Annotated in this window: 21 protein-coding genes; 9 read left to right on the top strand and 12 right to left on the bottom strand. The window is 70.0% G+C overall.

What is annotated here, in order from left to right:
- Positions 1–14: 14 nt before the first annotated feature.
- Entirely contained in the window at positions 15–554 is a 540-nt protein-coding gene (locus TA3x_RS03520; protein ID WP_435018719.1) for a BON domain-containing protein, read from the top strand.
- Positions 555–629: 75 nt separating this feature from the next.
- Here TA3x_RS03520 and TA3x_RS03515 read toward each other — a convergent pair whose 3' ends face one another.
- The 3 genes from TA3x_RS03515 to TA3x_RS03505 form a co-directional block, all read right to left on the bottom strand.
- On the bottom strand, positions 630–1,205 hold the full coding sequence (locus TA3x_RS03515) for a DUF1579 family protein (RefSeq protein WP_435018718.1): 576 nt from the start codon (positions 1,203–1,205) through the stop codon (positions 630–632).
- Between the two features lie 119 nt (positions 1,206–1,324).
- A complete protein-coding gene (locus TA3x_RS03510; protein WP_435018717.1) occupies positions 1,325–2,002 on the bottom strand; it encodes a class I SAM-dependent methyltransferase in 678 nt (225 codons plus the stop codon).
- Positions 2,003–2,095: 93 nt separating this feature from the next.
- Positions 2,096–2,512 carry an Hsp20/alpha crystallin family protein gene (locus TA3x_RS03505; RefSeq protein WP_435018716.1) on the bottom strand — a complete coding sequence of 139 codons (417 nt, stop codon included), beginning with the start codon at positions 2,510–2,512 and terminating at the stop codon, positions 2,096–2,098.
- Positions 2,513–2,861: 349 nt separating this feature from the next.
- Between TA3x_RS03505 and TA3x_RS03500 the strand changes: the two genes are divergently transcribed.
- The 3 genes from TA3x_RS03500 (at position 2,862) to TA3x_RS03490 (ending at position 5,979) form a co-directional block, all read left to right on the top strand.
- Positions 2,862–3,773 (top strand): bestrophin family protein, encoded by a 912-nt coding sequence (locus tag TA3x_RS03500; RefSeq protein ID WP_435018715.1) that lies wholly within the window; start codon positions 2,862–2,864, stop codon positions 3,771–3,773.
- Between the two features lie 85 nt (positions 3,774–3,858).
- On the top strand, positions 3,859–4,710 hold the full coding sequence (locus tag TA3x_RS03495) for an aldo/keto reductase family protein (protein WP_435018714.1): 852 nt from the start codon (positions 3,859–3,861) through the stop codon (positions 4,708–4,710).
- 141 nt (positions 4,711–4,851) lie between these two features.
- On the top strand, positions 4,852–5,979 hold the full coding sequence (locus TA3x_RS03490) for a redoxin domain-containing protein (RefSeq protein ID WP_435018713.1): 1,128 nt from the start codon (positions 4,852–4,854) through the stop codon (positions 5,977–5,979).
- A 49-nt stretch (positions 5,980–6,028) separates the two neighbouring features.
- Here the strand turns inward: TA3x_RS03490 and TA3x_RS03485 are convergent, their stop codons facing one another.
- Positions 6,029–7,420 carry a sigma-54-dependent transcriptional regulator gene (locus TA3x_RS03485; protein ID WP_435018712.1) on the bottom strand — a complete coding sequence of 464 codons (1,392 nt, stop codon included), beginning with the start codon at positions 7,418–7,420 and terminating at the stop codon, positions 6,029–6,031.
- On the bottom strand, positions 7,417–8,796 hold the full coding sequence (locus tag TA3x_RS03480) for a sensor histidine kinase (protein WP_435018711.1): 1,380 nt from the start codon (positions 8,794–8,796) through the stop codon (positions 7,417–7,419). Before TA3x_RS03480 ends, TA3x_RS03485 begins: the two co-directional genes overlap by 4 nt.
- Before the next feature lie 155 nt (positions 8,797–8,951).
- Between TA3x_RS03480 and TA3x_RS03475 the strand changes: the two genes are divergently transcribed.
- From TA3x_RS03475 to TA3x_RS03465, 3 genes are all read left to right on the top strand, one after another.
- Positions 8,952–11,582, top strand: coding sequence for a c-type cytochrome (locus TA3x_RS03475; protein ID WP_435018710.1), 2,631 nt, complete (start codon positions 8,952–8,954; stop codon positions 11,580–11,582).
- Positions 11,583–11,735: 153 nt separating this feature from the next.
- Positions 11,736–13,019 (top strand): Gfo/Idh/MocA family protein, encoded by a 1,284-nt coding sequence (locus TA3x_RS03470; protein WP_435018709.1) that lies wholly within the window; start codon positions 11,736–11,738, stop codon positions 13,017–13,019.
- Between the two features lie 342 nt (positions 13,020–13,361).
- Complete coding sequence (locus TA3x_RS03465) at positions 13,362–13,964, top strand: sugar transferase (protein WP_435018708.1); 603 nt, start codon at positions 13,362–13,364, stop codon at positions 13,962–13,964.
- A gap of 70 nt (positions 13,965–14,034) precedes the next feature.
- Here the strand turns inward: TA3x_RS03465 and TA3x_RS03460 are convergent, their stop codons facing one another.
- Both TA3x_RS03460 and TA3x_RS03455 read right to left on the bottom strand, forming a co-directional pair.
- Entirely contained in the window at positions 14,035–14,976 is a 942-nt protein-coding gene (locus tag TA3x_RS03460; RefSeq protein ID WP_435018707.1) for a 1-phosphofructokinase family hexose kinase, read from the bottom strand.
- 16 nt (positions 14,977–14,992) lie between these two features.
- Entirely contained in the window at positions 14,993–15,292 is a 300-nt protein-coding gene (locus TA3x_RS03455; protein ID WP_435018706.1) for a hypothetical protein, read from the bottom strand.
- Positions 15,293–15,648: 356 nt separating this feature from the next.
- Here TA3x_RS03455 and TA3x_RS03450 point away from each other — a divergent pair, with 356 nt between their 5' ends.
- Together TA3x_RS03450 and TA3x_RS03445 are read left to right on the top strand one after the other, a co-directional pair.
- On the top strand, positions 15,649–18,375 hold the full coding sequence (locus TA3x_RS03450) for a fused MFS/spermidine synthase (protein WP_435018705.1): 2,727 nt from the start codon (positions 15,649–15,651) through the stop codon (positions 18,373–18,375).
- Positions 18,368–18,958 (top strand): redoxin family protein, encoded by a 591-nt coding sequence (locus tag TA3x_RS03445; protein WP_435018704.1) that lies wholly within the window; start codon positions 18,368–18,370, stop codon positions 18,956–18,958. The genes TA3x_RS03450 and TA3x_RS03445 overlap by 8 nt, the downstream gene beginning before the upstream one ends.
- Before the next feature lie 29 nt (positions 18,959–18,987).
- Here TA3x_RS03445 and TA3x_RS03440 read toward each other — a convergent pair whose 3' ends face one another.
- From TA3x_RS03440 to TA3x_RS03420, 5 genes are all read right to left on the bottom strand, one after another.
- Positions 18,988–19,653: a hypothetical protein gene (locus TA3x_RS03440; RefSeq protein ID WP_435018703.1), complete on the bottom strand. Its 666-nt coding sequence runs from the start codon at positions 19,651–19,653 to the stop codon at positions 18,988–18,990.
- Positions 19,654–19,681: 28 nt separating this feature from the next.
- Complete coding sequence (locus tag TA3x_RS03435; RefSeq protein ID WP_435018702.1) at positions 19,682–20,356, bottom strand: hypothetical protein; 675 nt, start codon at positions 20,354–20,356, stop codon at positions 19,682–19,684.
- A gap of 42 nt (positions 20,357–20,398) precedes the next feature.
- Positions 20,399–21,058: a hypothetical protein gene (locus tag TA3x_RS03430; protein ID WP_435018701.1), complete on the bottom strand. Its 660-nt coding sequence runs from the start codon at positions 21,056–21,058 to the stop codon at positions 20,399–20,401.
- A 103-nt stretch (positions 21,059–21,161) separates the two neighbouring features.
- The gene (locus tag TA3x_RS03425; protein WP_435018700.1) at positions 21,162–22,130 is read right to left on the bottom strand and encodes a hypothetical protein; all 969 of its coding nucleotides are present in this window, start codon (positions 22,128–22,130) and stop codon (positions 21,162–21,164) included.
- A 23-nt stretch (positions 22,131–22,153) separates the two neighbouring features.
- Positions 22,154–23,473, bottom strand: a complete 1,320-nt coding sequence (locus TA3x_RS03420; RefSeq protein ID WP_435018699.1) for a DUF58 domain-containing protein — start codon at positions 23,471–23,473, stop codon at positions 22,154–22,156.
- Between the last annotated feature and the right edge of the window lie 16 nt (positions 23,474–23,489).

Genomic DNA, 23,489 nt, shown 5'->3' with positions numbered 1-23,489 from the left:
GGTTGGAGCCGCCCATGATCCGTGCATTCACCGCAGCCGCCCTCTCCATCGCCCTGGTTGCTTCAGCCCAGGCCCAGGACGGCCCCCTCCGCCGGGCCGGACGCGCCCTCGATCAGACGGGAAAGAACATTCGGGCGACCGTCGAGACCGAGATCGTCCGCGGTCAGATCACCGCGCAGGAGCGTGACGTCCTGACCCGGGTCGGCAAGCGGATCGACTGGGACAAGCAGCTCGCCGGGTCGACCCTCCGCCTCGAAGCCCAGCCGGGTGGGGTCGTCGTGCTCCAGGGCTCCGTGCTGTCCGAAGCCGCCCGGGCCCGGGTGATCGACCTGACCGAGAACACGACGGGCGTGACCAGCGTCGTCGATCAGCTCGGCGTCGTGAAGGATGTCAAGGTGATCGAGGCCAAGCCCGATCCCCGCGTGATCGAGGTGACGCCGCCCGCCCGCGTGATCGAGAGCCGCCCCGGGGCCCACATCATCGAGACCCCGTCCTCCACCACCGTGATCGAGCCGACCGCCCCGGTCGGCTCGAAGGTCATCATCAAGCCCTGATCCGCAGGCAGGAATCACCGGGCCGCCGGGCATCCTCACTCGGATGACCGGCGGCCTTTTTCGTGCGATCGGCGGTCACTTCGCGGCGCGTCGCTTGTAGGTGATCTTCATCATCGCGAATTCTTCGCCCTGGCCCTCGGGCGAGAACATGGTGAAGACGCGCGTGCCATCCCCCTTCCACTCGGTGGTCGACCGCATCTTCATGGCGCCTCCCTGCGGGCTCGGGCCCTCGACCGTCGCGTGCATCGCGTGGGTCTTGGGGTCGACCGTCCCCACGACCGCCGAGAAGCCCGGGGACATCGAGTCCACCCAGGTGCCGACATACTTCTTCCGGGAAGCATCCCACCCGGTGATGCTGTGGCCGTGGAAGGGCTTGCCGAACATCTCCCCTTGGAAGTCCTCGACCAGCCAGAAGCCGCCGACCATGGTGTTCGTCGCCGTCCCCCGGGTGACTTCCGGCTTCCCGCCCGGCTCCATCGTCAGTTCGATGGTGGCATCCCAGACGCCCACATCCTTGCGGAGGACTTCGTGCTCCGGGCCGGGTTTGGGCATGGGCATCTCCTGGCCCGGGGCCGGGGCGGCCACGCGATCCTGGGCGAACGCGGCTGAACCGAGGAACAGCAGGCCGAGGGCGAGCATCGATCGACGCATGGAAACAGCCTCCTTGGACACCAGCCGAGACACCTGAACAAAAGCACACAGGATTGTGTCCGTATGTTCGGCGATCCGCAAGCGCGATCTTGAAGCGATTCTCGGCCGCCGGCCCCTTGTCAGCCCCGGGGTGGCCGCAGCTCGAAGACGCCGATGGGCCGGGGGATGAGGGTTTCTCCGACGTCCCACTGGGAGACGGTGATCCCCCACCCCTCGGATTCCAGAGCTTCCAGCAGGCGGAGGCTCATCTTCCGGAACGGGTCGGCGAGCAGCACCCGCCCCCCGGCATTCGCCTCGAAGATCCGCCGGAGTTGGGGATGGAACTCCTCGACGTAGAGGATGTCGGCCCCGATGACCCAGTCATAGCGCCGGGCGTCGTCCCAGCGTGTCCAGTCCGCCCGGCGATGCTCGATGGCGACGCCGTTCCGCTCGCCGTTGCGGCGGCAGAGATCGAGCACCCCGCCTTCGTGGTCGGTCTGGACCACGAAGGCCCCGAGGGAGGCGGCGACGATGCCGGGCAGACCAGTGCCTGCGCCCAGTTCCAGGACGCTCCGGCCCCGGAAGTCGGATTCCCGGGAGGCGATCTCGTGGGCGAGGCCGATGGCCGACGGCCAGAGGTTGACCCCGTAGGGGACCCCGCCTTCCTTCCGGGTGATGGCCTGCTGCTCGTCGCCGAAGCTCAGCGAGACGCCGGCGTGCGCGACCGTCCAGGCGCGTCCGCCCTGGGTCAGGCGATAGTCCAGCAGCGGGACGGGCCCGCCCGGCGTTTCCAGCACGTTGGTCCGGCCCAAGCGCACCTCGTGTTCGGGCCCTGAAACGACGCGGCCGGCCGGCGTGAGCACGCCGGGCCGGCAGCCGTGAGATCGTCGAAACGTCGCGTCGCTCTCGGATCAGCTCGTCTTCAGCGAGATCTTCCGGGGCTTGGACTCGGGGCTCTTGGGCATCTCGATGCGGAGCACGCCGGCTTCGAGCGAGGCCTGCACGGTCTCGGGGTTCACCGCCTCCGGCAGGTTGATGGTCCGCTCGAATCGGCCGTAAGACCGGCCATTGTAGAGATAGCGGCGGCCTTCCTCGGGCTTGCGGACCGCCGTGATGGTCAGCAAGTCCTTGTGGATGGTGATATCGACATCTTCATCCTTCACGCCGGGCATCTCGGCCTCGACCCAGACGTGATCGTCGTCCTCCCACATCGCCAATGGGGCCCGGGCCTGGCCCGCGAGGGCCTCGCCGCCGAGGACGTGGTTGAACAGCGCATCCATCCGGTTGGTCGGCACCCAGGCGGTGTGATTGCGGGTAGCAGGGACCATGGGGAACCTCTCTCTCAATAGTTCGCGGGCAACCAATGAAAGGGAAATTACTCATAATCGAAGCGACCGGCGGGTCGGTGCCCGTCGAACTCCGACCATCCTGTCGCTCCCGCACAGAAGAAATTCAAAAACCGTGCCAATGAATCCAGCCCACCGGCAAGTCCCTACCCCATAAGGATTTGACTCGAAAACCCGGATGCGTCACCTTTGCGGCCTACTGCCAATTTGGCGACACGATCCACGACATGCCGACCTGCCTGATTGGCAGTCATCACCGGGACGGCATGGGTGCCATTGCGTCCCGCCATGCCGACGGTAAAGTCGGTGCCATTTCAGGGGGGCCGCGCCGATGATCCAGTATGATCCGAACCGCCACTGGCTCCGCGACCTCCGGCACCTGGGCACGAGTTGGACACTCCGGCGGGTCATCCGCGCCGTCGCGCTCGTCGGCCTCTATTCGATCGGCCTGAGCGTGGCGATCATGCGCCTCGACCTGGAGGGGCACCGGGCGATCTCGGGGACCTTCTCCCTGCTGGGTGTGATCCTGAGCATCGTGCTCGCCTTCCGCACGAACTCGGCCTATGACCGCTGGTGGGAGGGCCGGAAGCTGTGGGGGATGCTGGTCAACCACTCGCGGAACCTGGCCATCCAGATCGACGCCCTCCTCCCGCCCGAGGACGGCGCGGGCCGCGAGGCGTTCGCCCATCTCATCGCCGACTTCGCCCTGGCGCTGAGCGGCCACCTCCGCAACGACGTGGACCCGGCCGCCCTGGCGATGCTGGGCGGGCCCGACGACCCGCCCGGCCATGCCCCCTCGCTCCTGTCCCGCGCGATCGTGGTGCGGATCCAGGAGCTGCGCCGGGACGGCGTGATCGACGGGTTCGACCTCCTGGCCACGAAGCCGCACACCCAAGCCCTGCTCGACGTCGCCGGGGCGTGCGAGCGGATCCGCAAGACGCCGATCCCGTTCTCCTACAGCGTGTTCATCAAGTTGTTCATCCTCGCGTATGCCGCCATCCTGCCGGTCGGGCTGGTCCCCGAGTATGGCTACCTGGCCATCCCCCTGGTGATGATGATCGTCTTCGCCCTGCTGGGCCTGGAACTGATGGCCGAGGAGATCGAGGACCCGTTCGGGCTGGACTGCAACGACCTGCCGACCGGGGCGATCGCCGCGACGATCCGCGCCTCCGCCTGCGAGATCCTCGGCACGAAGCGCCCCCCGGCGCCTTCGGTCGCGCAGCCCTATAGCAAGGTCTTCTGATCGCGGACGGCCCGGAGGCGGCGGCCGGTACGAGAAATGCCCCGGATCTCTCGCGGTCCCATCCCTGGCCCGACCGGAGGAGCCGATGCCCGAGCCGACCCTGCTGATCGATGGCGTCCGGGTGCCCCGCTTCCTCTACGGCACCGCCTGGAAGGAGGAGGAGACGCAGAGGCTGACGGACCTCGCCCTGCGCGCGGGCTTCCGGGGCATCGACACGGCCAACCAGCGCCGCCACTACCACGAGGCCGGGGTGGGCCGGGCCGTCGCGGCCGCCATCGCGGCCGGGCTCGTGAGCCGGGATGATCTGTTCCTCCAGACCAAGTTCACCTTCCGCCCGGGGCAGGATCACCGCCTGCCCTACGACCCCGCCGCGCCCGTGGCCGCCCAGGTCGAGCAGTCGTTCGCCAGCTCGCTCGACCACCTCGGCACCGGCGTGGTCGATTCCTACGTGCTCCACGGCCCGACCCTGCGGATCGGCCTGGGCCCGGACGACCGGGAGGCCTGGCGGGCGATGGAGGCGATCCACGACAGCGGCCGCGCCCGCCTGCTCGGCGTCAGCAACGTGAGCCTGGAACAGCTGGACGCCCTCTGCCAGGGGGCGCGCGTCCGGCCCCGGTTCGTCCAGAATCGCTGCTACGCCAACCAGGGCTGGGATCGCGACGTCCGCGCCTATTGCTCCGCGAACGGGATGGCCTACCAGGGGTTCTCCCTGCTCACCGCGAACCGCGACGAGCTGGCCCACGCCGACCTGAGGCGGATCGCCGCCCGCCACGGACGGACCCCCGCCCAGGTCATCTTCCGGTTCGCCCTCGACGTCGGCATGATTCCGCTGACGGGCACGACCAACTCGGACCACATGCGGGCCGACCTCGACGCCTTCGATTTCCGCCTGGATCCCGCCGAGATCGAGAGGATTGAGCGGCTCTCCCTCCCCTGACACAGAGCCGTCGCGGCGGGCCCCGTCCTGGATGGCAATCGGCCTCCCGGCGGGGACTGGCGGGTTGGCGTGAGGGATGGCTCCTGGGACACTACCGGGTATCGCCCCCTCACCTTCGACCGCCGCACTCGATCGGAGCCCATGCCGATGCGCCGAGCCTGCTTCGCCCTGTTGATCGCCGCCCTCGCGCCGGCCCTGGTGCCGGGGATGGCCCTGGCCGATCCGCCCGGCCTGAAGACCCTGGCCATCGGGTCGCCGGCCCCCGACTTCAGCCTGCCCGGCGTGGACGGGAAGACGTACAGCCTCAAGGATTTCGCCTCGGCGAAGGTCCTGGTGGTCTACTTCACCTGCAACCACTGCCCGACCGCCCAGGCGTACGAGGCCCGCGTGGCGAAGCTGGTCGAGGACTACAAGGACAAGGGCGTCGCCCTGATGGCGATCTGCCCCAACGACGCCACGGCGGTCCGGCTCGACGAGCTGGGATATACCGACCTGGACGACACCTTTGAGTCCATGAAGATCCGGGCCCGGGATGCCCACTACAACTACCCTTACGTCTACGACGGCGAGACCCAGAAGGCATCGTTCGAGTACGGGGCGCTGGCGACGCCTCACGTATTCATTTTCGACGCCGAGCGGAAGCTCCGCTACAACGGCCGGTTCGACGACCAGGAGGTCAAGCCGGTCAAGTCGCACGAGGCGATCGACGCCATCGACGCCCTGCTGGCCGGCAAGCCGGTCCCGGTCGAGAAGACCCGCGTCCGGGGCTGCTCCACCAAGTGGGCCGACAAGCGCGACGCGGCCAAGGAGTCCCTGGCGAAGTGGGACGCCGAGCCCGTCACCCTGGAAACGATCGACGAGGCCGGCGCCGCCGCCCTGGTCAAGAACGACACCAAGGGACTGCTGGTCCTGAACCTGTGGGCCACCTGGTGCGGCCCGTGCATCCAGGAGCTTCCCGCGTTGGTGGAGATCCAGCGGATGTACCGGGGCCGGGGCCTGCGGGTCGCCACGCTGAGCCTGGACGACCCCGCCAAGAAGGACGACGCCCTCAAAGTGCTGACCGACAACCACGTCTCGGGCCTGAATCGGATCGTCCAGGTCGCCGACCGCGACAAGTTCGCCGACATCGTCGACAAGGAGTGGCCCGGCCCCGTGCCCCACACCCTCGTGATCGCCCCCGGCGGCGAGGTGATCTACCGCAAGACCGGCGCCCTCGACCCGCTCGAACTCAAAAGGGCGATCGTCGGCAAGATCGGACGGACCTACTGACGAGCGCCCAAAATCCCCGGGCGGTGATCGCCGCCCGGGGCCTGGAACGTCAGCCCATGCCATAACGCTTCATCTTCTGGCGGAGCGTGGCCCGGTCGATCCCCAGCCTCTGGGCGGCGGCCGCGCGGTTGCCCCCGCTCCGGTCGAGCGCGGCGCGGATGAGTGGGGGCTCGGCGACTTCGAGGAATCGGGCATGGAGGTCGGCGTCGGTCCGGCCCGCCTCCTGGGCGGCCCAGGCGGCGACGACCCCGGCCAGGTCCGAGGCGGGCGGCCGGGCCGTCATCGATGATGCCGAGGCCGCCGGGAGGTGTTCCGGTCGGATCGGCCCGCCGCGGGCCATGATCGCGGCGTGCTCCACGGCGTTCCGCAATTCGCGGACGTTGCCCGGCCAGGGGCGGGCCTTGAGCGCCGCGACCACGTCGTCGCCCAGCCCGGAGGCCGAGGCCGCGGCCCCCCGGCAGCGTGCCAGGAAGTGGGCGGCCAGGGCCGGGATGTCGTCCACCCGCTCCCGCAGGGCCGGGACGTGGATCGGGAACGCGGCGAGGCGGAAGTACAGGTCCTCGCGGAACGAGCCCGCCGCCACCAGGTCGGGCAGGGACCGGTTGGTGGCGGCCAGCACCCGGATGTCCACCGGCCGGGCCCGGCCGTCGCCGACCGGCGCGACCTCGCGGTTCTCGATCGCGCGGAGGAGCTTGACCTGGAGCGACAGGGGGGCGTCGCCGATCTCATCCAGCAAAACCGTCCCGCCGTGGGCCAGCTCGAACACCCCCTTGCGGTCCTGGGCCGCCCCGGTGAACGACCCCTTGGCGTGTCCGAACAGCTCGGCCTCGACCAGGCTCGGGCTCAGCGCCGGCAGGCAGACCGGGACGAACGGGCCGTCGCGGCGGGCCCCGTAGCGGTGCAGGGCCCGCGCCACCAGTTCCTTGCCCGTCCCGCTCTCGCCGGTGATCAGCACCGGCACGTCGGTCGCCGCGACCATCGCGATCCGCCGGAACAACGCCTGCATCGGCGCGGAGGCCCCGATCGGCACGTCCCCCGGATCGGCGGCCGGGGCGACCTCGCCGGGAGGGTCGACGCGCCCGCCCGCCTCCAGCGCCCGGCGGACCATGGCCGACGCCTGGTCCAGGTCGAACGGCTTGATCAGGTAGTCGAACGCCCCGGCCTCCACGGCGCGGACCGCCGTGTCCAGGTCGCCGAAGGCGGTCATCACCACCACCGGCGGCCCCCCGGCCCGGTCGCGGAGCCGGGGCAGGGCGGCGATCCCGTCCATCCCCGGCAGCCGGACATCCAGCATCACGGCGTCGGGGCGGAACTCGCCGGCGATCCGGAGCGCCTCCTCGGCCGAGGCGACCGCCTCCACCCGATGCCCCTCGTCGCCGAGGAACTCGCGGAACGCCCAGCAGATGCCCTCCTCGTCGTCCACCACCAGGATCCGACTCATGATGTCCCCTCGGCCCCGCCGCCGTCGCGGGGCAGTTGCAGGCAGAACCGGGTCCGGCCATCGGGCCGCGACCACGCCAATCTCCCGCCGTGCTCGACCGCCACCCGCCGGGCCAGGGCCAGGCCCAGGCCGATCCCCTCGGGCTTGCCGGTCACGAACGGCTCGAACAGGGTCGACTCCAGGCCCGGCGGGGGCCCCGGGCCGTCGTCGATCACCTCAAACCGGACGCCAGCATCGTCCCCCCTCGCCTCCAGATCGACACGCCCCCCGGGCCCGGCCGCCTCGATGGCGTTGAGCGCCAGGTTCAGGAGCGCCGACCGGACCCCCTCGGCGTCGGCCATGAGCGTGGGATGGCCTTCGGTCCTGCACGAGAATTCGACCCGGGCGTGGCGGCACGCCGGCTCGATCAGCCGGGCCACATCGCCGAGCAGCGTGCCCGCATCGCAGGCCGTCCGATCCCTGAGCCCGGGCCGGCCCAGGGCGAGCAGCCCCTTGACCTGGTCCTCGCACAGGGTGAGTTGCCGCAGCGCCACGTCGAGGCTCTGGTCGGAGCCGGCCCCCGGGCAGCGTCGGGCGTGCAGCTGCACGGCGATCCGGGCGCCGGTGGCGGCGTTGCGGAGCTGGTGGGCCAGCCCGGCGCCGAGCTGGGCCAGGACCCCGGCCCTCTCGGTGCGGCGGATCGCCTCGCGCATCTCGCGGAGCTGGGCCGCCATCCGGTTGACCGAGCCGACGAGGTCGCGGATCTCGTCGCCGTGCCCGGCGTCGTCCAGCTCGCGGAAGTCGCCCGCCGCGATCGCCGCGACCTGCTCGCGCACCGAACGGAGCCGCTCGCCCATCCGGTGGGCCACCCAACCCGTGACCGCCGCCATCGGGGCCAGGGCGATCAGGCCGATCGCCAGGGGGGGCAGCGCCGCATCCCAGCGGGCCCGTCGCCAGGCGTCCGCCGGGTACAGGACCAGCAGCGACGGCCGATCCGACCCGCCGGCCGCCCGGACCGAGGCCGCCAGGTAGCGCCGGCCGCCCAGCTCCAGCTCGGGCGAGCGGCCGGGGGGGTCGACGCGGGGCCGGCTCGGCAGCGACCGGAGCGACTCGGGCAGGGTCGCCAGCCCCGGCACCGTCGACTCCAGGACCCGGCCGTCCCCGGAGCAGGCCACGAACTCGGCCCCCGACAGCCCGCGCATCCGGGCCAGGACCGTCGCCGTGAGCGGGAAGTTCGGCCGGTCCAGCGTCCCGATCACGCCGTCGAGCTGCCCGGCGAGCCTCGCCCCGGCGCGGTCGGCGGCCAGGCCGGCCGACACCAGGGCCGTGGCGGCCACGGCCACCACCTGCACGGCCATCAGCGGGACCAGGATCTGGGCGCGGATCGACCCTCGCATCGAGGCCCCCGTCGGCGAACCGGGCCCGGGGATCGCGGGCTTTTCCCCGCCGGTCACTGGACGCCCCCTGGCCATCGGATCATGATAAGCGAACTCGCCCAACCGCGCCAGGGGCCGTCCGGCCCGGCACTCTCCGCCCTCCGAAGGACCGATCGATGTTCCCAATCCGTTTCCGGGCCCCCTCGACGGCATTGATCGCCGCCGCACTCGTGGGCCTCTCCCTGTTCGCCTCGGCCCGCGGGGTCGGCGCGCAGGACCCGGCCGCGAAGGCCGAGGCGAAGGCGAAGGCGAAAGCCAAGGCGAAGAAGGCCGCACCCCAGCCCAACAAGGAACCCGCCGCCTCCGGGGACAAGCTCCGCGCCCCCAAGGGATTCAAGGTCGAGTTGATCCACCCGGTCCCCCGCGAATCGCAGGGGTCGTGGGTCAACCTGGCGATCGACCCCAAGGGCCGGATCATCGCCTCGGACCAGTATGGCAAGCTCTACCGGCTCACCCCCCCGCCCGTCGGCGGGCCGATCGGCGACCCGAAGGTCGAGCCGATCCCGGTCGAGATCGGCGAGGCCCAGGGCCTCTTGTGGGCCTTTGACAGCCTTTACGTCGTCGTCAACACCGGCGGGACGTACAAGAGCGGGCTCTACCGCGTCACCGACACGAATAACGACGACCAGCTCGACAAGGTCGAGATGCTCCGCGAGCTCCAGGGCTCCGGCGAGCACGGCCCCCACGGCGTGGCCCTGAGCCCCGACGGCAAGTCGCTCTACGTGGTCGCCGGCAATGCCACCAAGCTGACCGAGATCGACGACTCGCTGGTCCCGCGCGTCTGGGGCGAGGACAACCTCCTGCCCCGGATGACCGACGGCCGCGGCTTCATGAGGGACGAGAAGGCACCCGGCGGCTGCATCTACAAGGTCTCCCCCGATGGCAAGCATTGGGAGCTGACCTCGATGGGCTACCGCAACCAGTTCGACCTGGCCTTCCACCGCGACGGCGACCTGTTCACCTACGACTCCGACATGGAGTGGGACATGAACACGCCGTGGTATCGCCCGACCCGGGTTTGCTTCGCCGCCAGCGGGGCCGACTTCGGCTATCGCAACGGCGCCGGCAAGTGGCCGACCTACTATTTCGACAGCCTCCCGCCGGTCGTCAACATCGGCCCCGGCTCCCCCACCGGCGTCGCCTTCGGCTACGGGGCCAAGTTCCCCGCCAAGTACCAGGACGCCCTGTTCATCTGCGACTGGAGCTACGGCAAGCTCTACGCCGTCCACCTCAAGCCCCAGGGCGCGGCCTACGGCGGCGACCTCGAAGAGTTCATCACCGGCTCGCCCCTGCCGCTCACCGACCTGGTCGTCCACCCCGGCGACGGGGCGATGTACTTCGCCATCGGCGGCCGTCGCACGACCTCCGGCCTCTATCGCGTGACCTACACCGGCGAGGAGTCCACCGCCCCGTCGACCACGGAGCTCGCCGGCGCCGACCTCCGGGCGATCCGCAAGCAACTGGAAGCCTTCCACGAAGGCCCCGACCCCAAGGCCGTGGAAACCGCCTGGCCCTACCTGTCGCACGAGGACCGCTTCATCCGCTACGCCGCCCGCGTGGCGATCGAGCACCAGGACCCGGCCTCCTGGGCCGACAAGGCCCTGGCCGAGACCAACCCCCAGGCCAGCCTGGAAGCCCTGCTCGCCCTGGCCCAGGTCTCGGCCCAGGACCCCGCCCACCGCTCGGAATCCGACCCCAAGCCGGATCCCAAGCGGCGCGGCGAGATCCTCGACGCCCTGGCCCGGCTCGACTGGGCGAAGCTGTCCTACCAGCAGAAGCTCGACCTCCTGCGCGTCCACGCGGTCACGCTCAACCGGATGGGCAAGCCCGATGAGGCCGCGGTCGCCAAGCTCATCGCCCGGTTCGACCCGGCCTTCCCGGCCTCGGGACGCGAGCTGAACATCGAGCTGTCCAACCTCCTGATCTATCTGGAGGCCCCGGACGCCGCCGCCAAGACCGTCGCCCTGATGGAGAAGGCGCCCACCCAGGAGGAGCGGATCGACTACGCCCGGTCGCTGCGGACCCTGAAGACCGGCTGGACGCCCAAGCTCCGCGAGGCCTACTTCTCGTGGTTCCTGGACGCCAACAACTTCAAGGGCGGGGCCAGCCTCGATGGGTTCCTCAAGAACATCAAGAACGACGCCCTCGCCACGCTCTCGGAGGAGGAGAAGGTCGCCCTGAAGCCGATCATCGAGGCCCAGCCGAAGCCCAAGGCGACGGCCGCCGCCGCCTCCCGCCCGTTCGTGAAGGCCTGGACCCTGGAGGAACTGGTCCCCCTGGTCGAGTCGGGCCTGGGGAAGAAGCGCGACTATGACCACGGACGGACGCTGTTCGCGGCCACGCAGTGCTTCTCCTGCCACCGCTACGACAACGAGGGCGGGGCGGCCGGCCCCGACCTCACCGGCGTGGCCGGGCGCTACAGCACCCGCGACCTGCTGGAGCAGATCATCGTCCCCAGCAAGGTGATCAGCGACCAGTACGAGGCGATCACCGTCGCCACCACCGACGGCAAGGTCTACACCGGCCGGGTGGTCAACCTGAACGGCGACAACATGATGATCAACACCGACATGCTCGACCCCAACGCCCAGGTGTCGATCAACCGCAATGACATCGAGGAAAGCAAGCCGTCGCCGATCTCGATGATGCCCGAAGGGCTGCTGTCCACCCTCAACGAAGAAGAGATCCTCGACCTGGTCGCCTACCTCCTGTCCCGGGGCGACCGGAACGCCAAGATGTTCCACTGACCGGACCCGCACCCCGCCCGGGCCGATCCCTCGGCCCGGGCGGGATGGCCCGGGAAGTAACCGTTTGCCTCCCGGGCCCGACTCTGCGACAATGCGACCCCGCTGACGTGCCCCCCGTCCCGCCCCGCCCATCCCTCCGTCGGAGTTCCCCTGATGCAGACACCGAACGCGAACCGGCGCACCTTCCTGTTCCAGTCGGCCGCGACCGTGGCCGCGGTGGCCTCGTCGGCGAACATCGCGGCCAACGCCTACGCCGGGGGGAGCGACACCCTCAAGATCGGGCTGGTCGGCTGCGGCGGCCGGGGCACCGGCGCCGCCGAGCAGGCCCTGACCGCCGACCCGGGCAACCGCCTGGTCGCCATGGGCGACGCCTTCCCCGACCAGATCGAATCGAGCTTCTCCACCCTCAAGGGCTCCGCGGTCGCCGAGCGGGTCGACGTCCCCTCGGACGCCCGGTTCAGCGGCTTCGACGCCTACAAGAACGTGATCGACGCGGTCGACGTCGTCCTCCTGGCCACCCCGCCGGGGTTCCGGCCGATCCACTTCGCCTACGCCGTCGCCAAGGGCAAGCACGCCTTCATCGAGAAGCCGATGGCCGTGGACGGCCCCGGCCTCCGGATGTTCCTGGACGCCGCCAAGGAATCCAAGGCCAAGGGGCTCGCCGCCACCCACGGCTTCTGCTGGCGGTACTACGAGCCCCGCCGCGAGCTGATGAAGCGCGTGGCCGACGGCGCCATCGGCGACATCACCTCCGTCGAGACCACCTACAATTCCCGGGGCGTCTGGGATCCCCGCCGCACCCGCGAGCAGTGCTCCAACGACATGGAATACCAGATGCGCAACTGGTATTACTACTCGTGGCTGAGCGGCGACCACATCGTCGAGCAGGCGGTCCACGGCATCGACACGATGGCCTGGGCCCTCGGCGACGCCCCGCCCACCAAGTGCTGGGGCGTGGGCGGCAGGCAGGTCCGGACCGACGCCAAGTACGGCAACATCTGGGACCACTTCTCGATCGTCTACGAGTATCCCAACGACGTCCGGGGCTACCACCAGTGCCGGCACTGGGCCGAGACGGCCTCCCAGACCGCCGACTTCATCCAGGGCACCAAGGGTCGCGCCGAGGTCTTCAACAAGCGGATCACGGGCGCCAACAAGTGGCGGTACGAGTCGGCCGGCAAGCCGCTGGACATGTACCAGTCCGAGCACAACGAGATGTTCGCCGCGATCCGCGCCGGGCGGCCGATCAACAACGCCGAGCAGGGGGCGTACAGCACGCTTCTGGCCCTGATGGGCCGGATGGCCGCCTATACCGGCGAGGTCATCACCTGGGATAAGGCGATGAACTCCCAGGAAGCCCTCGTCCCCAAGGAATTCGCCTGGGGCGACGCGCCGCACGCCGCGATCCCGATCCCCGGGATCCACAAATTCGCCTGATCGGACTCGCCCAGGCTCGCTTCATCCGGCACGATGCCCGCCCCACCGGGCCGGGCATCGTGCCGGTCGCACGATCCGTGGCATCCGCCCGGAAAACTCCGGGAATTCCCCGACTCGGGGTGTTGAATTGGTGCAACATCCCGGTTTCCGTCGTCACTGAAAACGCGAACGGACGTTATAACCTAGATTCCTGGAGAGGCAGGACCCGGTCGACCCGCCGGGTCCCTCGCAAAGGTCCAACGGTTCTCGACGATTTCAACCATGCTTCAAACTTGCTACTCATCCCTCGACCTCTCGGCAACCTCGCGGACGGGCCGCACGATTCGGGCGGGCTGCTCGCCGATGAAGCGTGCGATCGACGTGGTGGGCGCGGGGCTCGGCCTGGTGCTGCTCCTGCCGGTGATCGCGGCGATCGCCGTCCTGATCCGGCTCGAATCGCGGGGCCCGATCCTGTTCCGCCAGGCTCGGATGGGGTTGGGCGGGCGCACCTTCTTTTGCCTGAAGTTTCGCACCATGATCCCCGATGCGGAGTCCCGCCTCCGCGAGTTGGAGGCCCTGAACGAGGTGGCCGGCGGCGTCCTGTTCAAGATCAAGGACGACCCGCGCGTCACCCGGCTCGGAAGGTTCCTCCGCAAGACCAGCCTCGATGAGATCCCGCAGTTGTGGAACGTCCTGATGGGCGAGATGAGCCTGGTGGGCCCCCGGCCCCTCCAGATCCGCGACAGCCAGAAGCTGGCGGACATCAACCCTCTGGGCTATGCCCACCGGCTGAGCGTGATGCCCGGCGTGACGGGGCCCTGGCAGGTCGGCGGACGGAGCGATGCCGATAGCGAGACGATGATCCGCCTGGACCTCGAATACGTCGAGAACTGGTCCCTGGGCCTCGACCTCCGCATCCTCCTCCGCACCGTCTGGGTCGTCCTCGCCCGCTCCGGCGCCTGCTGAGCCGCCCGCCCCGCCTCCTCGGCTCGCCCCATCCCCCCAGGCGAAGCCGGACCTCCCCCCTCGCTCCCCCTCAGCCTGCAACTTCCTCGACCATCACGTCCGCTTCGAGCCGCTTCACCGTGGCCAGATCGATGCCCCCGGCATCCCACGTCAGCGCATTGGCGGTGGCCGAGGCGACCGCCCGGCGGAGCATCGCGGCCGGGTCCAGGCCGCCGAGCCAACCATCGACGCACCCGGCCAGGAGGCAGTCTCCCGAGCCGATGGGATTGACCGCCTCGATCCGGGGGGGATGGACGCGGAACGACCGGCCGTCGACCCGGGCCAGCACCCGGCCGGGCCCGTCGGTCACGATCGCCGACCGGATCCCGCTCCGTGCCCAGGAGTCGAGCAGCCCGGCGAGGTCGGCCTCGGTCGGATCGGCGATCCGGAGGTGGGCGGCGGCCTCGCGGCGGTTGAGCTGGATCGCGTCGGGCCAGGCGTCGCGGAAGGCCGCGAGCGCCGGGCCGTAGGTGTCGACGAAGGCGGGGATGCCGTGCCGCTTCGCGGCCCCCGCGAGGGCGGCGTACAGACCGTGGGTCGCGGCGGACGGGCTGGAACCGGACAGCGTCAGCGCCTCGATCCCGCCCCGGCCCAGGGACGACTCCACCCGCTCGACCAGCGTCGCGGCCTCGTCGGCGGCGATGTCGGGGTCGGGGTCGAAGAAGGCGGTGGCCGCGTCGTCCGGGCCCCGCACGGTCAGGATCACCCGGGTGGCGGAGCGGGTCGGCACGATCAGGGGGTCGAAGCCGTCATCTTCGCGGAGCAGGGCCTCGCAGAGGTCCCCCATGACCCCGCCCAGGAACGTCGCGGGCCGGGCCGGTCGGCCCAGTCGGGCCAGCGCCCGCGCGACGTTGTTCCCCTTGCCGCCGACCACCTCGCGCAGCGACGTGCCCCGGACGTTGTCGCCGGGCGACCAGCGAGGCACCGCCAGGGTCTTGTCGAGGCAGGGGTTGGCCGTGACGCAGAGGATCATGGCGGCGCCGTTCGCGTCAATGGAGCGGCGACGGCGGATCGGCCGGGCCGCGACGCCGGGGGCGCCCGTCGAGCAGCGACAGGAGGCCGGCGGACGGCTCCAGGCAGGTGCTCGCGACCAGGGCGAACGCGAAACCGGCGAGGATCAGCAGGCCGGCCGGCGCGACCGGCAGGGACCAGGCGGACGGGCGGATCTGGCCGGCCACCGCGGCGAGGATCGAACCGAACCCGACCTCCAGGGCCAGGCCGACCACGATCCCGTCGAGGAGGGAGCCGTCGCGCTCCGCGCACCCCGCGTCGCCAGGGAAGTGATCCATCGTGAGCCTCCGCCTCGAGGTTGTCCTGAACGTGTGCGGGAACCGTAGGATGTTATCCCCCGGCTGTCAACGGGGCTCCATCCGAAATCGTTCGGCCACCCGGCCCGGCTTCCGGGCCGGATCGAGTCGCGACGGCGTCTTACTGGGAGACTCGACGTCGGCGGACGCTGCACGACGGGCCTTTTCGCCTCACTCCGCCACGAACCCGACGTCTGCGCGGCCACCCCCGCCATCGAGCGGACGCGGCGACGGGCCCGCGATCCGGCCCCGGGGTCCTGCTCGGTTGTGGGAGGTGGACGCGCCGGATAAATTGGGTCGATTCTGTCCGTCCCGGTGCCACCACCAGCGAGCGTTCCATGAACGGCCCCGCCGTCCGCATCCTGCCTTATCTCCTCGCCTTCTTCAGCAGCCTGGTGATCATGATCCTGGAACTCGTGGCCAGCCGCCTGGTGGCACGCCACGTGGGCGCGTCGCTGGACGTCTGGACCAGCGTCATCGGGATCATGCTGGGGGGGATCTGCCTGGGCAACGTCCTGGGCGGTCGCCTGGCGGACCGCTCGCAGCCGCTCCGGGTGATCGGGCCCCTGTATGCCCTGGCCACGGCGCTGACGCTGGGCTGCCTCTGGATCAACGCGCTGGGCGGGCTGATCCCCGTGGAGGGGGTGCCGACCTGGGTCCGGACGATCTCGCTGGTCACCATCGACTTCCTGATCCCCGGCACCGTCCTCGGGATGATCGGCCCGGTGGTGGCCAAGCTGGCCGTCGAGCAGGCCCACAAGTCCGGCTCCGCCATCGGCGACGTCTACACGCTGGGCGCCGTGGGGTCGATCGCCGGGACGTTCCTGGCCGGCTATCAGCTGATGTACCTGGCCTCGACCACCACGATCATCACCCTGGTGGCCGCCGCCCTGGCCCTGCTGGCCACGATGATGCTGGGCGGGGATCGGGTCGGCCGCGTGCTCGGCCTCCTGACCGCGGCCTTCCTGGCCTTGGGTTCGATCGGCCCGGTGGTGCGGTCGGTGCCGGTGCCGGGCGTGGTGGTGGGCGGCATCGCGATCAACCCCCTCGCGCTGGTCGGGCACGTCCTGGCGCTGATGCTGGCGGCGATCGGCGTCGTCCGGCTGGTGCAGGCCAAGCTGCCCCCGGAGGCCCCCGACGAGGCCGATCTGTCCGGGATGGAGCTGTCCCACAGGCCGAAGCTCGGCGACCTGGCGGCGCTGTCGTTCCTGATCAGCCTGGCGTTCATGGCCTTCGAGATGGCCGCCGGCCGGCTGGTGTCGCGGCACCTGGGGTCGAGCATCTACGGCTGGACCAGCGTGATCGGCGTGCTGCTGGGCGGGCTCAGCCTGGGCAACTTCCTGGGCGGCAAGCTCGCCGACTTCATCAAAAGGGAGAAGCAGGCGAGCTGGCTGTTCCTGGCGGCGTCGGCCCTCCTGCTGTCGGTCCTGTTCCTGGAGAGCCCGCCCCGCTGGCTGGTGTCCAACCCGATCGGCTACTTCTTCAAGGATGAGCCGCGCGAGCCCTTGATCTCCGGCGGCGGTTCGCTGCTCAGCACGGCGATCACGATGACCGGCCGGAGCTGGGGCGTCCGGGTCTTCCTGGTCACGTTCGTGGCGTTCTTCCTCCCGTCGGTCGCGCTGGGGACGGTCAGCCCGGTCATGGCCAAGCTGGCCATCGAGCGGGTCCGCCGCACCAAGAGGACCGGCGGCGCCATCGGCGCCGTGTACGCCTGGGGCATGGTGGGCAGCATCCTCGGGACGTTCTTGACCGGGTTCCTGCTGATCGACGTGCTGGGCACCAAGGGGGTGATCCTGCTGGTGGCCACCCTGATGGCCCTGGCCGCCACGGTGCTGGGCACCACCTGGCACGCGGTCTGGGCGGGCATCCCGCTCGGGATGTGCGTGATCGCGTACATGCCCGGGCCGCTGTTCCCCGAACAGCAGGGACGACGCCTGAACTGGTTCCAGAATGCGATCAACTCCATCCCGAAGCAGGGGCAGGCCTGGGGGCTCCGCGAGGCGACCTTCGACCCCGACACCAACGAGGAAGACGGGCTGGCCTGGATCGACGAGAGCAACTATTACTACATCAAGGTCGAGAACTCGCAGGACGCCGAGGGGAAGAAGCGGACCCTGGTCCTGGACAACCTGATCCACGGCTACTTCATCCTCGACCACCCCGAGCGGCTCGACTACGACTACGAGCACATCTACGCCCTGGTGTCCGACCGGGTCGCCAAGGCCAAGAAGAGGGCCCGGCTGGCCAAGGATCCCGCGGCCAAGGACCCCACCGCCATCAACACCATGTTCCTGGGCGGCGGGGCCTACACCTTCCAGCGCTACATCCAGCACACCTACCCCGGCTCGGTGGCCGAGGTCGCGGAGATCGACCCGGCCGTCACCCGCGCCAACCATGCGGCCCTGGGTCTGCCCAAAGACACGCCGATCAAGACCACCTGGGGCGACGCCCGCCAGTTCGTCGAGCGGAACCAGGGCAAGAAGCAGTTCGACATCGTCTTCGGCGACGCGTTCAACGACTTCTCGGTCCCCTGGCACCTCACCACCCGCGAGTTCAACGACAAGCTCGCCACGATGATGGACCCGGACGGCGTCTACATGATCAACATCATCGACGTCTACGAGTCCGACGCCAAGGCCGAGGAGAAGGCACGTAAGGAAGTCGCGGCGATGAAGAACCCGCCGGCCAACGCCATGGAGACCGCCCTGGCCAGGGAGAAAGCCAAGGCCCTCCGCTACGGCGGCTTCCTCGGCTCGTGGATCGAGACGGCGCGGAAGACGTTCGACCACATCTACGTCTTCGGGACCGACTCCACGCCCGGCAGCGGGCTCCGCGAGACCTTCGTGGTGGTCGCCTCCAGGAAGCCCCTGGACCTGGACATCCTGGGCGGGCGCGACGACGACCCCCGGTTCTTCCAGGATGACCAGCTCCTGGAGCCCAAGCCCTACTCCAAGGAAGACATGGACGCCATCAAGGCCCGATCGCGCGGGATCATCCTGACCGACGACTATGCCCCGGTCGAGAACCTCCTGGCCCCGGTGGCGGAGACCCGCGGCGATGACTGAGCCCCAGCCCACGAGATCGGGGCCCGGCGGGGTGAGCTGGCGGGCCGTGGCCATCGGCTTCGCCCTGGCGCTCGCCTGGGCCGGCTACCTCGCCGTCTTCGGCCCCTCCGGCGGCGAGGGCGGGCTGGAACCGCCCCGGCTCGGGGGCGGGTCCGCGACGGCGGGGCCGGTCGACGTCGCCTGGACCCTGAGCGACCTCGACGGCAAGCCGGTCGAGTTCGCCTCGTTCCGGGGCCGGCCGATCCTGCTCAACCTCTGGGCGACCTGGTGCCCCCCGTGCGTCGCGGAGATGCCCTCGATCGCCAAACTCGCCGCCGACCCGAGGATGAAGGATGTGGCCGTCGTCTGCGTTTCGGTCGACGGCTCGCGCCAGGCCCCCCGGCGCTATGCCGAGGGGAAGGGCTGGGCGATGACCATGCTCCATGCCACCGGCGTCCCCGACCCGTTCCTCACCGACGGCATCCCCGCCACCTTCATCATCGACCCCTCCGGCCGCGTCGTCGCCTCGGAGATGGGCGCCGCCCGGTGGGATGATCCCTCCGTCTTCGACTACTTCGCCCGGTGGTCCGCCCCGGCGAAGTGAGCCCCCGAAGGTCCGGCATCCCGGCCCGATCAGAGGGACGCCGACCGGATCGTCTTGAGGTAGCCCAGGATGATCCCTCCCAGGAGCAGCCCGAGGGCGATCTTGACCACCGGCCTGATCCTGGGCCGGAGGTGCGGCGTCCGCCCGATGATGTCTCGGTACGGAGGGGAGAACACCACGCCCGACCCGAAGCACAGGAGAAGGCGGAGGATGAACGTCACGAGGAGGAGGCCGGCCACGATGAACAACGCCGACGTGGCCGTTTCCTGCATGGATAGGAAGAGGTAAGCCCCGGCCCACAGCAGGCCGAGCATCCAGCAGGCGGCGAGCGCCACCGCCGCCCAGCGGGCCCAGGTCTTGAACCGCCCGAGCCCATTGCCCACGGCCGCGAAGAAGGCGGCAAGGGCGAGCCAGATGAAGCCGATGACCAGGAAGAACGCCAGCCTCTCCCCGTTGTCCTTGAGCCGATCGGACAGTTCGATCAGCAGCAAGACGGTGGCCAGGACGGCGCGCCCCATGGCGAACGCCACGAGATAGCAGAGCAGGCCGATCGCCGCGATCGACGCCTCGTGCCCCAGGTACTTCCGGCGGGCCGCCTCCGCGTCGGCGTCGACGACCGGGCCGGCCGAGCCGGGCTTGATCCCGGCCCGGGGGGCCTCGAACGGGTTGATCTCATCCGGCGGGGCGAAGCTCATCGGATCGTCCTGGCGAGGGAATGCCCTGCTACCCCCTGCGTCCCGAGCTGAGGAGCGCCCCGATGATGCCCAGCAGGATCAGCCCGAGGATCAGCCCGAGGAAGATCTTCACGATGATGCTGGTCTTGTACTTGATGTGCGGCGTCTGGGCGATGACCTGCTTGTAGGCGGGGGAGAATACCACGCCCGACTTGGCGCAGACGAGCAGGTAGAGGATGTAGGACGTGATCAGGAGGATCACGACCACGACGGCGATCCCGCCCGCCGCAAATTCCCTCGGCATGACCAGGGCGATGAACGCGGCGACCCCCAGCATGTAGAGGATCGACAGGGCGTTCAGGACCACGGCCGTCCAGCGTGCCCAGGCTTGGAGCTTGTTCAGGCCGAACCCGAGGGCCGCCGTGAGGACGAGCAGGGCGAACGAGAAGACGCAGACCAGCGCCAACCCCATCATCTGGCCCGGATCTCTCGGGGCGTCGCCGATCGACCCCGTCAGTTGCAAAACATTGCCGATCAGGCCGAGCCCGCAAAAGAGGGCGGACAGGTAGTAGAGCGATCCGATCGACTTGACCGACGCCTCGTGCCCGAGGTGGGCGCGGCGGGTCAGTTCCGCGTCGGTGCCCACCCCCTCGACCGGGACGGCCTTGATCCCGGCGCGTGGGGCCTCGAATGGGTTGATCTCTTCCGGCGGGGCGAAGCTCATGAGTCAATTCCTGGCAATTGGGGCAGGGCGTCCGATCATCCCTCAGAAACGCAGGTTGATGGACGCCCAGATGAGGCCGAGCACCATCATGCCGGTGATCAGGGCCAGGAAGATCCCCGCGACGGGATTCGGCTTGGGCTGGATGTGCGGCGTCTGGGCGATCACATCCTTGTAAGCCTTCGAGAAGACCACCCTTCCCCCGGGCCCGATCAGCATGTGGTAGAGAATGTAACCCTCGACCAGCAGGGCGATGCCCTTGCCGGTCAAGATTGGGGCGGTCAGGAGTTGGGGATTAGCGAAGGACAGATAGACCAGTTCCCCAAGATTCCACAGGGTGGCCAGCGTGGTCAGAACGACAAGTGCCAGGCGTGCCCACGCATGGAGTTGGACCAATCCGTACGCCAGGGTCGAATAGAGGGCGAAGACGGCAAGGAGCCCCCCCCCGAACAGCCCGGCGGCGAAGCGGCCCTGGTCGATGCCGATGACCCCGAATGCCTTCAACAGAAAGACGACCGAGCCGAGGCCCGCCAGGAACGCCCCTAAGGCCAGCAGGATCACGATGGCCCCGACGGCCGCCTCGTGACCGAGGTGGGCGCGGCGGGTCAGTTCCGCGTCGGTGCCCACCCCCTCGACCGGGACGGCCTTGATCCCGGCGCGTGGGGCCTCGAATGGGTTGATCCCTTCCGGCGGGGCGAAGCTCATGGGCGGTCCTGGCGGGGGGTGGGGACGGGGCGCGATGGCGAGGCGAGCCGACGCATCAGGGTCGCCGAGCCATCGTCGGATGTCAAGCGCTTCGATCCATCGATCAGACCTCGAACAGCGGATCGCCCGAGATGAAGGGCTTGCCGCGGCCGGCCGGGTCGGCCACCGGGCCGCCCACCAGCGACAGGTACGAGACGGCGAACAGGAGCATCGTGAACGGGTAGGTGACCAGGGCGCCGATCCCGCACGCGAGGAAGCCGCCCAGGTTGACCAGATACGAGAGCAACAGCAGCCCCAGGAGGCCCAGGACGCGCCCGCGGGTGGCCTCCACCGAGAGTCGGAGCGACTCCAGCGGGCCGGCCCCCCGCTCGATGATCAGGAAGTAGAATTGCGAGAGCCGGATCATCACATAAGTCATCCCGACCACCACGACCAGCATCCCGACGAGGAAGATCGCGCTGACGGTGCCCTGATCGCCCGACCCGACCACGCTGGCCAGCCCGCCGGCCAGGGCCATGAGCAGGCCCGACGCCCCGGCCGTCATGATCGTGAAGAGGATCGACGCGACGAGGACCGGGAGGAGGTAGCGGCCCCCGGCGAAGATGTCCGCGAACGACGCCTGCCGCCCCCGCGCGATGTCCATCAGGACCATCGCCATGCCGATCGTGACCCAGGTGATGAACAGGCCGATGGCGAATTGCACGACGATGCCGGCGACCATCATCAGCAGGGCCCCCTGGACCGCCGCCGCGTTGTTCGGGTTGGGCCCGGGGACGGCGGGGCCCCCGGCCGGGATCATCGAGACGGTCGTCCCGCCCACCATCGCCAGCGCGATGAGCGGGATGAAGACGCCGACGACGCAGATCAGCCACCACCCGATCACGGTGCCCAGGCACACGGCCCACTGGTCCTTGAAGATCTCCCAGGTCCGGCCGAACACCTCGCCCACCCCGAACGGGAGCGACGACGAGCCCGGCTCGTAGGCGAACCCCGGCCGGCCCGGGGCCGCCTTGGGCGTCATGTAAGGGTTGAAGGCGTCGTCGGGCGCGTCATACGGGTTGATCGAAGACATCGGCGTCCTGCTTTCGGGGGGGGTCAGAGGAGGTGTCGGGCCTTGATCTGGAGGTAGCGGTTGACCAGCGGGGCGGTCAGGTCGTCGGGGAAGGCGTCCAGGGTCAGCGCCCCCTGGAGCCGGAGGCCGGCGATGGCCTTCTCGCGCCAGGTGAGCATCGACGCGGCGACGGCCCCCTCGTAGAACCCCGGGCCCGGGCCATCGGGCGCCGCATCGGCCAGGGCGAACAGGTCGCGGTCGCGGAGGAAGACCCCCAGCGGGAGGTGACGCCCGACGATGTTGCTCAGGTGGTCGGAGATCTGCTGGGCATTCACGTCATCGAACACGTTGGTCATCAGCACCACCAGCGACCGCTTGCGGCACCGGCGTTCCAGCTCGACGAAGGCGCGGTCGTGGCGGGCCTCGACCAGCTCCGGGAAGACGTCGTGGACGGCGTGGACGATCCGGTTGATCCGCCGGGCGCCCCCGCCCGGCGGGACGTAGGCCCGGATCCGGTCGGAGTAGGCCAGGACCCCGACCTGATCGCCCCGGAGCAGGGCGACGTGGGCCAGCAGGATCATGGCGTTGAAGGCGTGGTCCAGCGGCGACAGCCCGCCGCCGGTGTCGCCGGCCATCATCCGCCCGCAGTCGATCAGGAACATGACCCGTTGGCTCTGGTTGGCCTGGTGGGCGCGGACCGTGACCTTGCGGCGGCGGGCGGTGGCCTTCCAGTCGATGTGGCGGGGCTCGTCCCCCCGGGCGTAGTCGCGGAGCCGCTCGAACTCGTTGTCCGTCCCCAGCCGCCGCGACCGCCGGACGCCCAGGGCGTTGAGCTTGTCGCGGCGGGCGAGCAGGGCATACCGGCCGATCTGGCGGATGTCCGGGTAGATTTTGACCCGGTCCTCGGCCGGCATCCGCACCGACCGAGCCCACAGGCCCAGCCGGCTCATCACCAGGGCATCGACGCGCCGCAGGGCATAGGTCCCCCGGCGTTTCGGGGTGGCCCGATACGCCAGCACGGCCCGCCCCCGGCGGGGCAGCCGGACCTCGAACTCGTGCGGGTCGGCGACCATGGCGTCGGGCACGTCGTCGCGGATCCGGAGGAGGCGTCCCCACCTTCCCCGATTCTCCACCGTCAGCTCGACGTCGAACGGCTCGCCGATCGAACCCACCGGCGCGCACTTGCGCTCGACGTGCAACGCCCCGGCGCCCACCAGGCTCACCATGTCCACCAGGGCCACCACCAACGCCGCCGCGTCCAGGACCAGCAGCACCGGCCACGCGTCGGGGGCGACGAACAGCCCCAGCGTCAGCAGCGCGGGGATCAGGGCGACGTTCGCCAGGGCTCGGCCGGGCCAGATCATCGGATGCCCCCCCCAG

This window comes from Tundrisphaera macrotermitis (assembly GCF_051175315.1).
Classification (GTDB): Bacteria; Planctomycetota; Planctomycetia; order Isosphaerales; family Isosphaeraceae; genus Tundrisphaera.
This window is presented reverse-complemented; position numbering and strand designations above follow the sequence as displayed.

Coding starts and splice junctions, on each gene's coding strand:
- TA3x_RS03520 (WP_435018719.1), top strand. CDS start 15: ATGATCCGTGCATTCACCGCAGCCGCCCTCTCCATCGCCCTGGTTGCT.
- TA3x_RS03515 (WP_435018718.1), bottom strand. CDS start 1,205: ATGCGTCGATCGATGCTCGCCCTCGGCCTGCTGTTCCTCGGTTCAGCC.
- TA3x_RS03505 (WP_435018716.1), bottom strand. CDS start 2,512: ATGGTCCCTGCTACCCGCAATCACACCGCCTGGGTGCCGACCAACCGG.
- TA3x_RS03500 (WP_435018715.1), top strand. CDS start 2,862: ATGATCCAGTATGATCCGAACCGCCACTGGCTCCGCGACCTCCGGCAC.
- TA3x_RS03495 (WP_435018714.1), top strand. CDS start 3,859: ATGCCCGAGCCGACCCTGCTGATCGATGGCGTCCGGGTGCCCCGCTTC.
- TA3x_RS03490 (WP_435018713.1), top strand. CDS start 4,852: ATGCCGATGCGCCGAGCCTGCTTCGCCCTGTTGATCGCCGCCCTCGCG.
- TA3x_RS03485 (WP_435018712.1), bottom strand. CDS start 7,420: ATGAGTCGGATCCTGGTGGTGGACGACGAGGAGGGCATCTGCTGGGCG.
- TA3x_RS03480 (WP_435018711.1), bottom strand. CDS start 8,796: ATGCGAGGGTCGATCCGCGCCCAGATCCTGGTCCCGCTGATGGCCGTG.
- TA3x_RS03475 (WP_435018710.1), top strand. CDS start 8,952: ATGTTCCCAATCCGTTTCCGGGCCCCCTCGACGGCATTGATCGCCGCC.
- TA3x_RS03470 (WP_435018709.1), top strand. CDS start 11,736: ATGCAGACACCGAACGCGAACCGGCGCACCTTCCTGTTCCAGTCGGCC.
- TA3x_RS03465 (WP_435018708.1), top strand. CDS start 13,362: ATGAAGCGTGCGATCGACGTGGTGGGCGCGGGGCTCGGCCTGGTGCTG.
- TA3x_RS03460 (WP_435018707.1), bottom strand. CDS start 14,976: ATGATCCTCTGCGTCACGGCCAACCCCTGCCTCGACAAGACCCTGGCG.
- TA3x_RS03455 (WP_435018706.1), bottom strand. CDS start 15,292: ATGGATCACTTCCCTGGCGACGCGGGGTGCGCGGAGCGCGACGGCTCC.
- TA3x_RS03450 (WP_435018705.1), top strand. CDS start 15,649: ATGAACGGCCCCGCCGTCCGCATCCTGCCTTATCTCCTCGCCTTCTTC.
- TA3x_RS03445 (WP_435018704.1), top strand. CDS start 18,368: ATGACTGAGCCCCAGCCCACGAGATCGGGGCCCGGCGGGGTGAGCTGG.
- TA3x_RS03440 (WP_435018703.1), bottom strand. CDS start 19,653: ATGAGCTTCGCCCCGCCGGATGAGATCAACCCGTTCGAGGCCCCCCGG.
- TA3x_RS03435 (WP_435018702.1), bottom strand. CDS start 20,356: ATGAGCTTCGCCCCGCCGGAAGAGATCAACCCATTCGAGGCCCCACGC.
- TA3x_RS03430 (WP_435018701.1), bottom strand. CDS start 21,058: ATGAGCTTCGCCCCGCCGGAAGGGATCAACCCATTCGAGGCCCCACGC.
- TA3x_RS03425 (WP_435018700.1), bottom strand. CDS start 22,130: ATGTCTTCGATCAACCCGTATGACGCGCCCGACGACGCCTTCAACCCT.
- TA3x_RS03420 (WP_435018699.1), bottom strand. CDS start 23,473: ATGATCTGGCCCGGCCGAGCCCTGGCGAACGTCGCCCTGATCCCCGCG.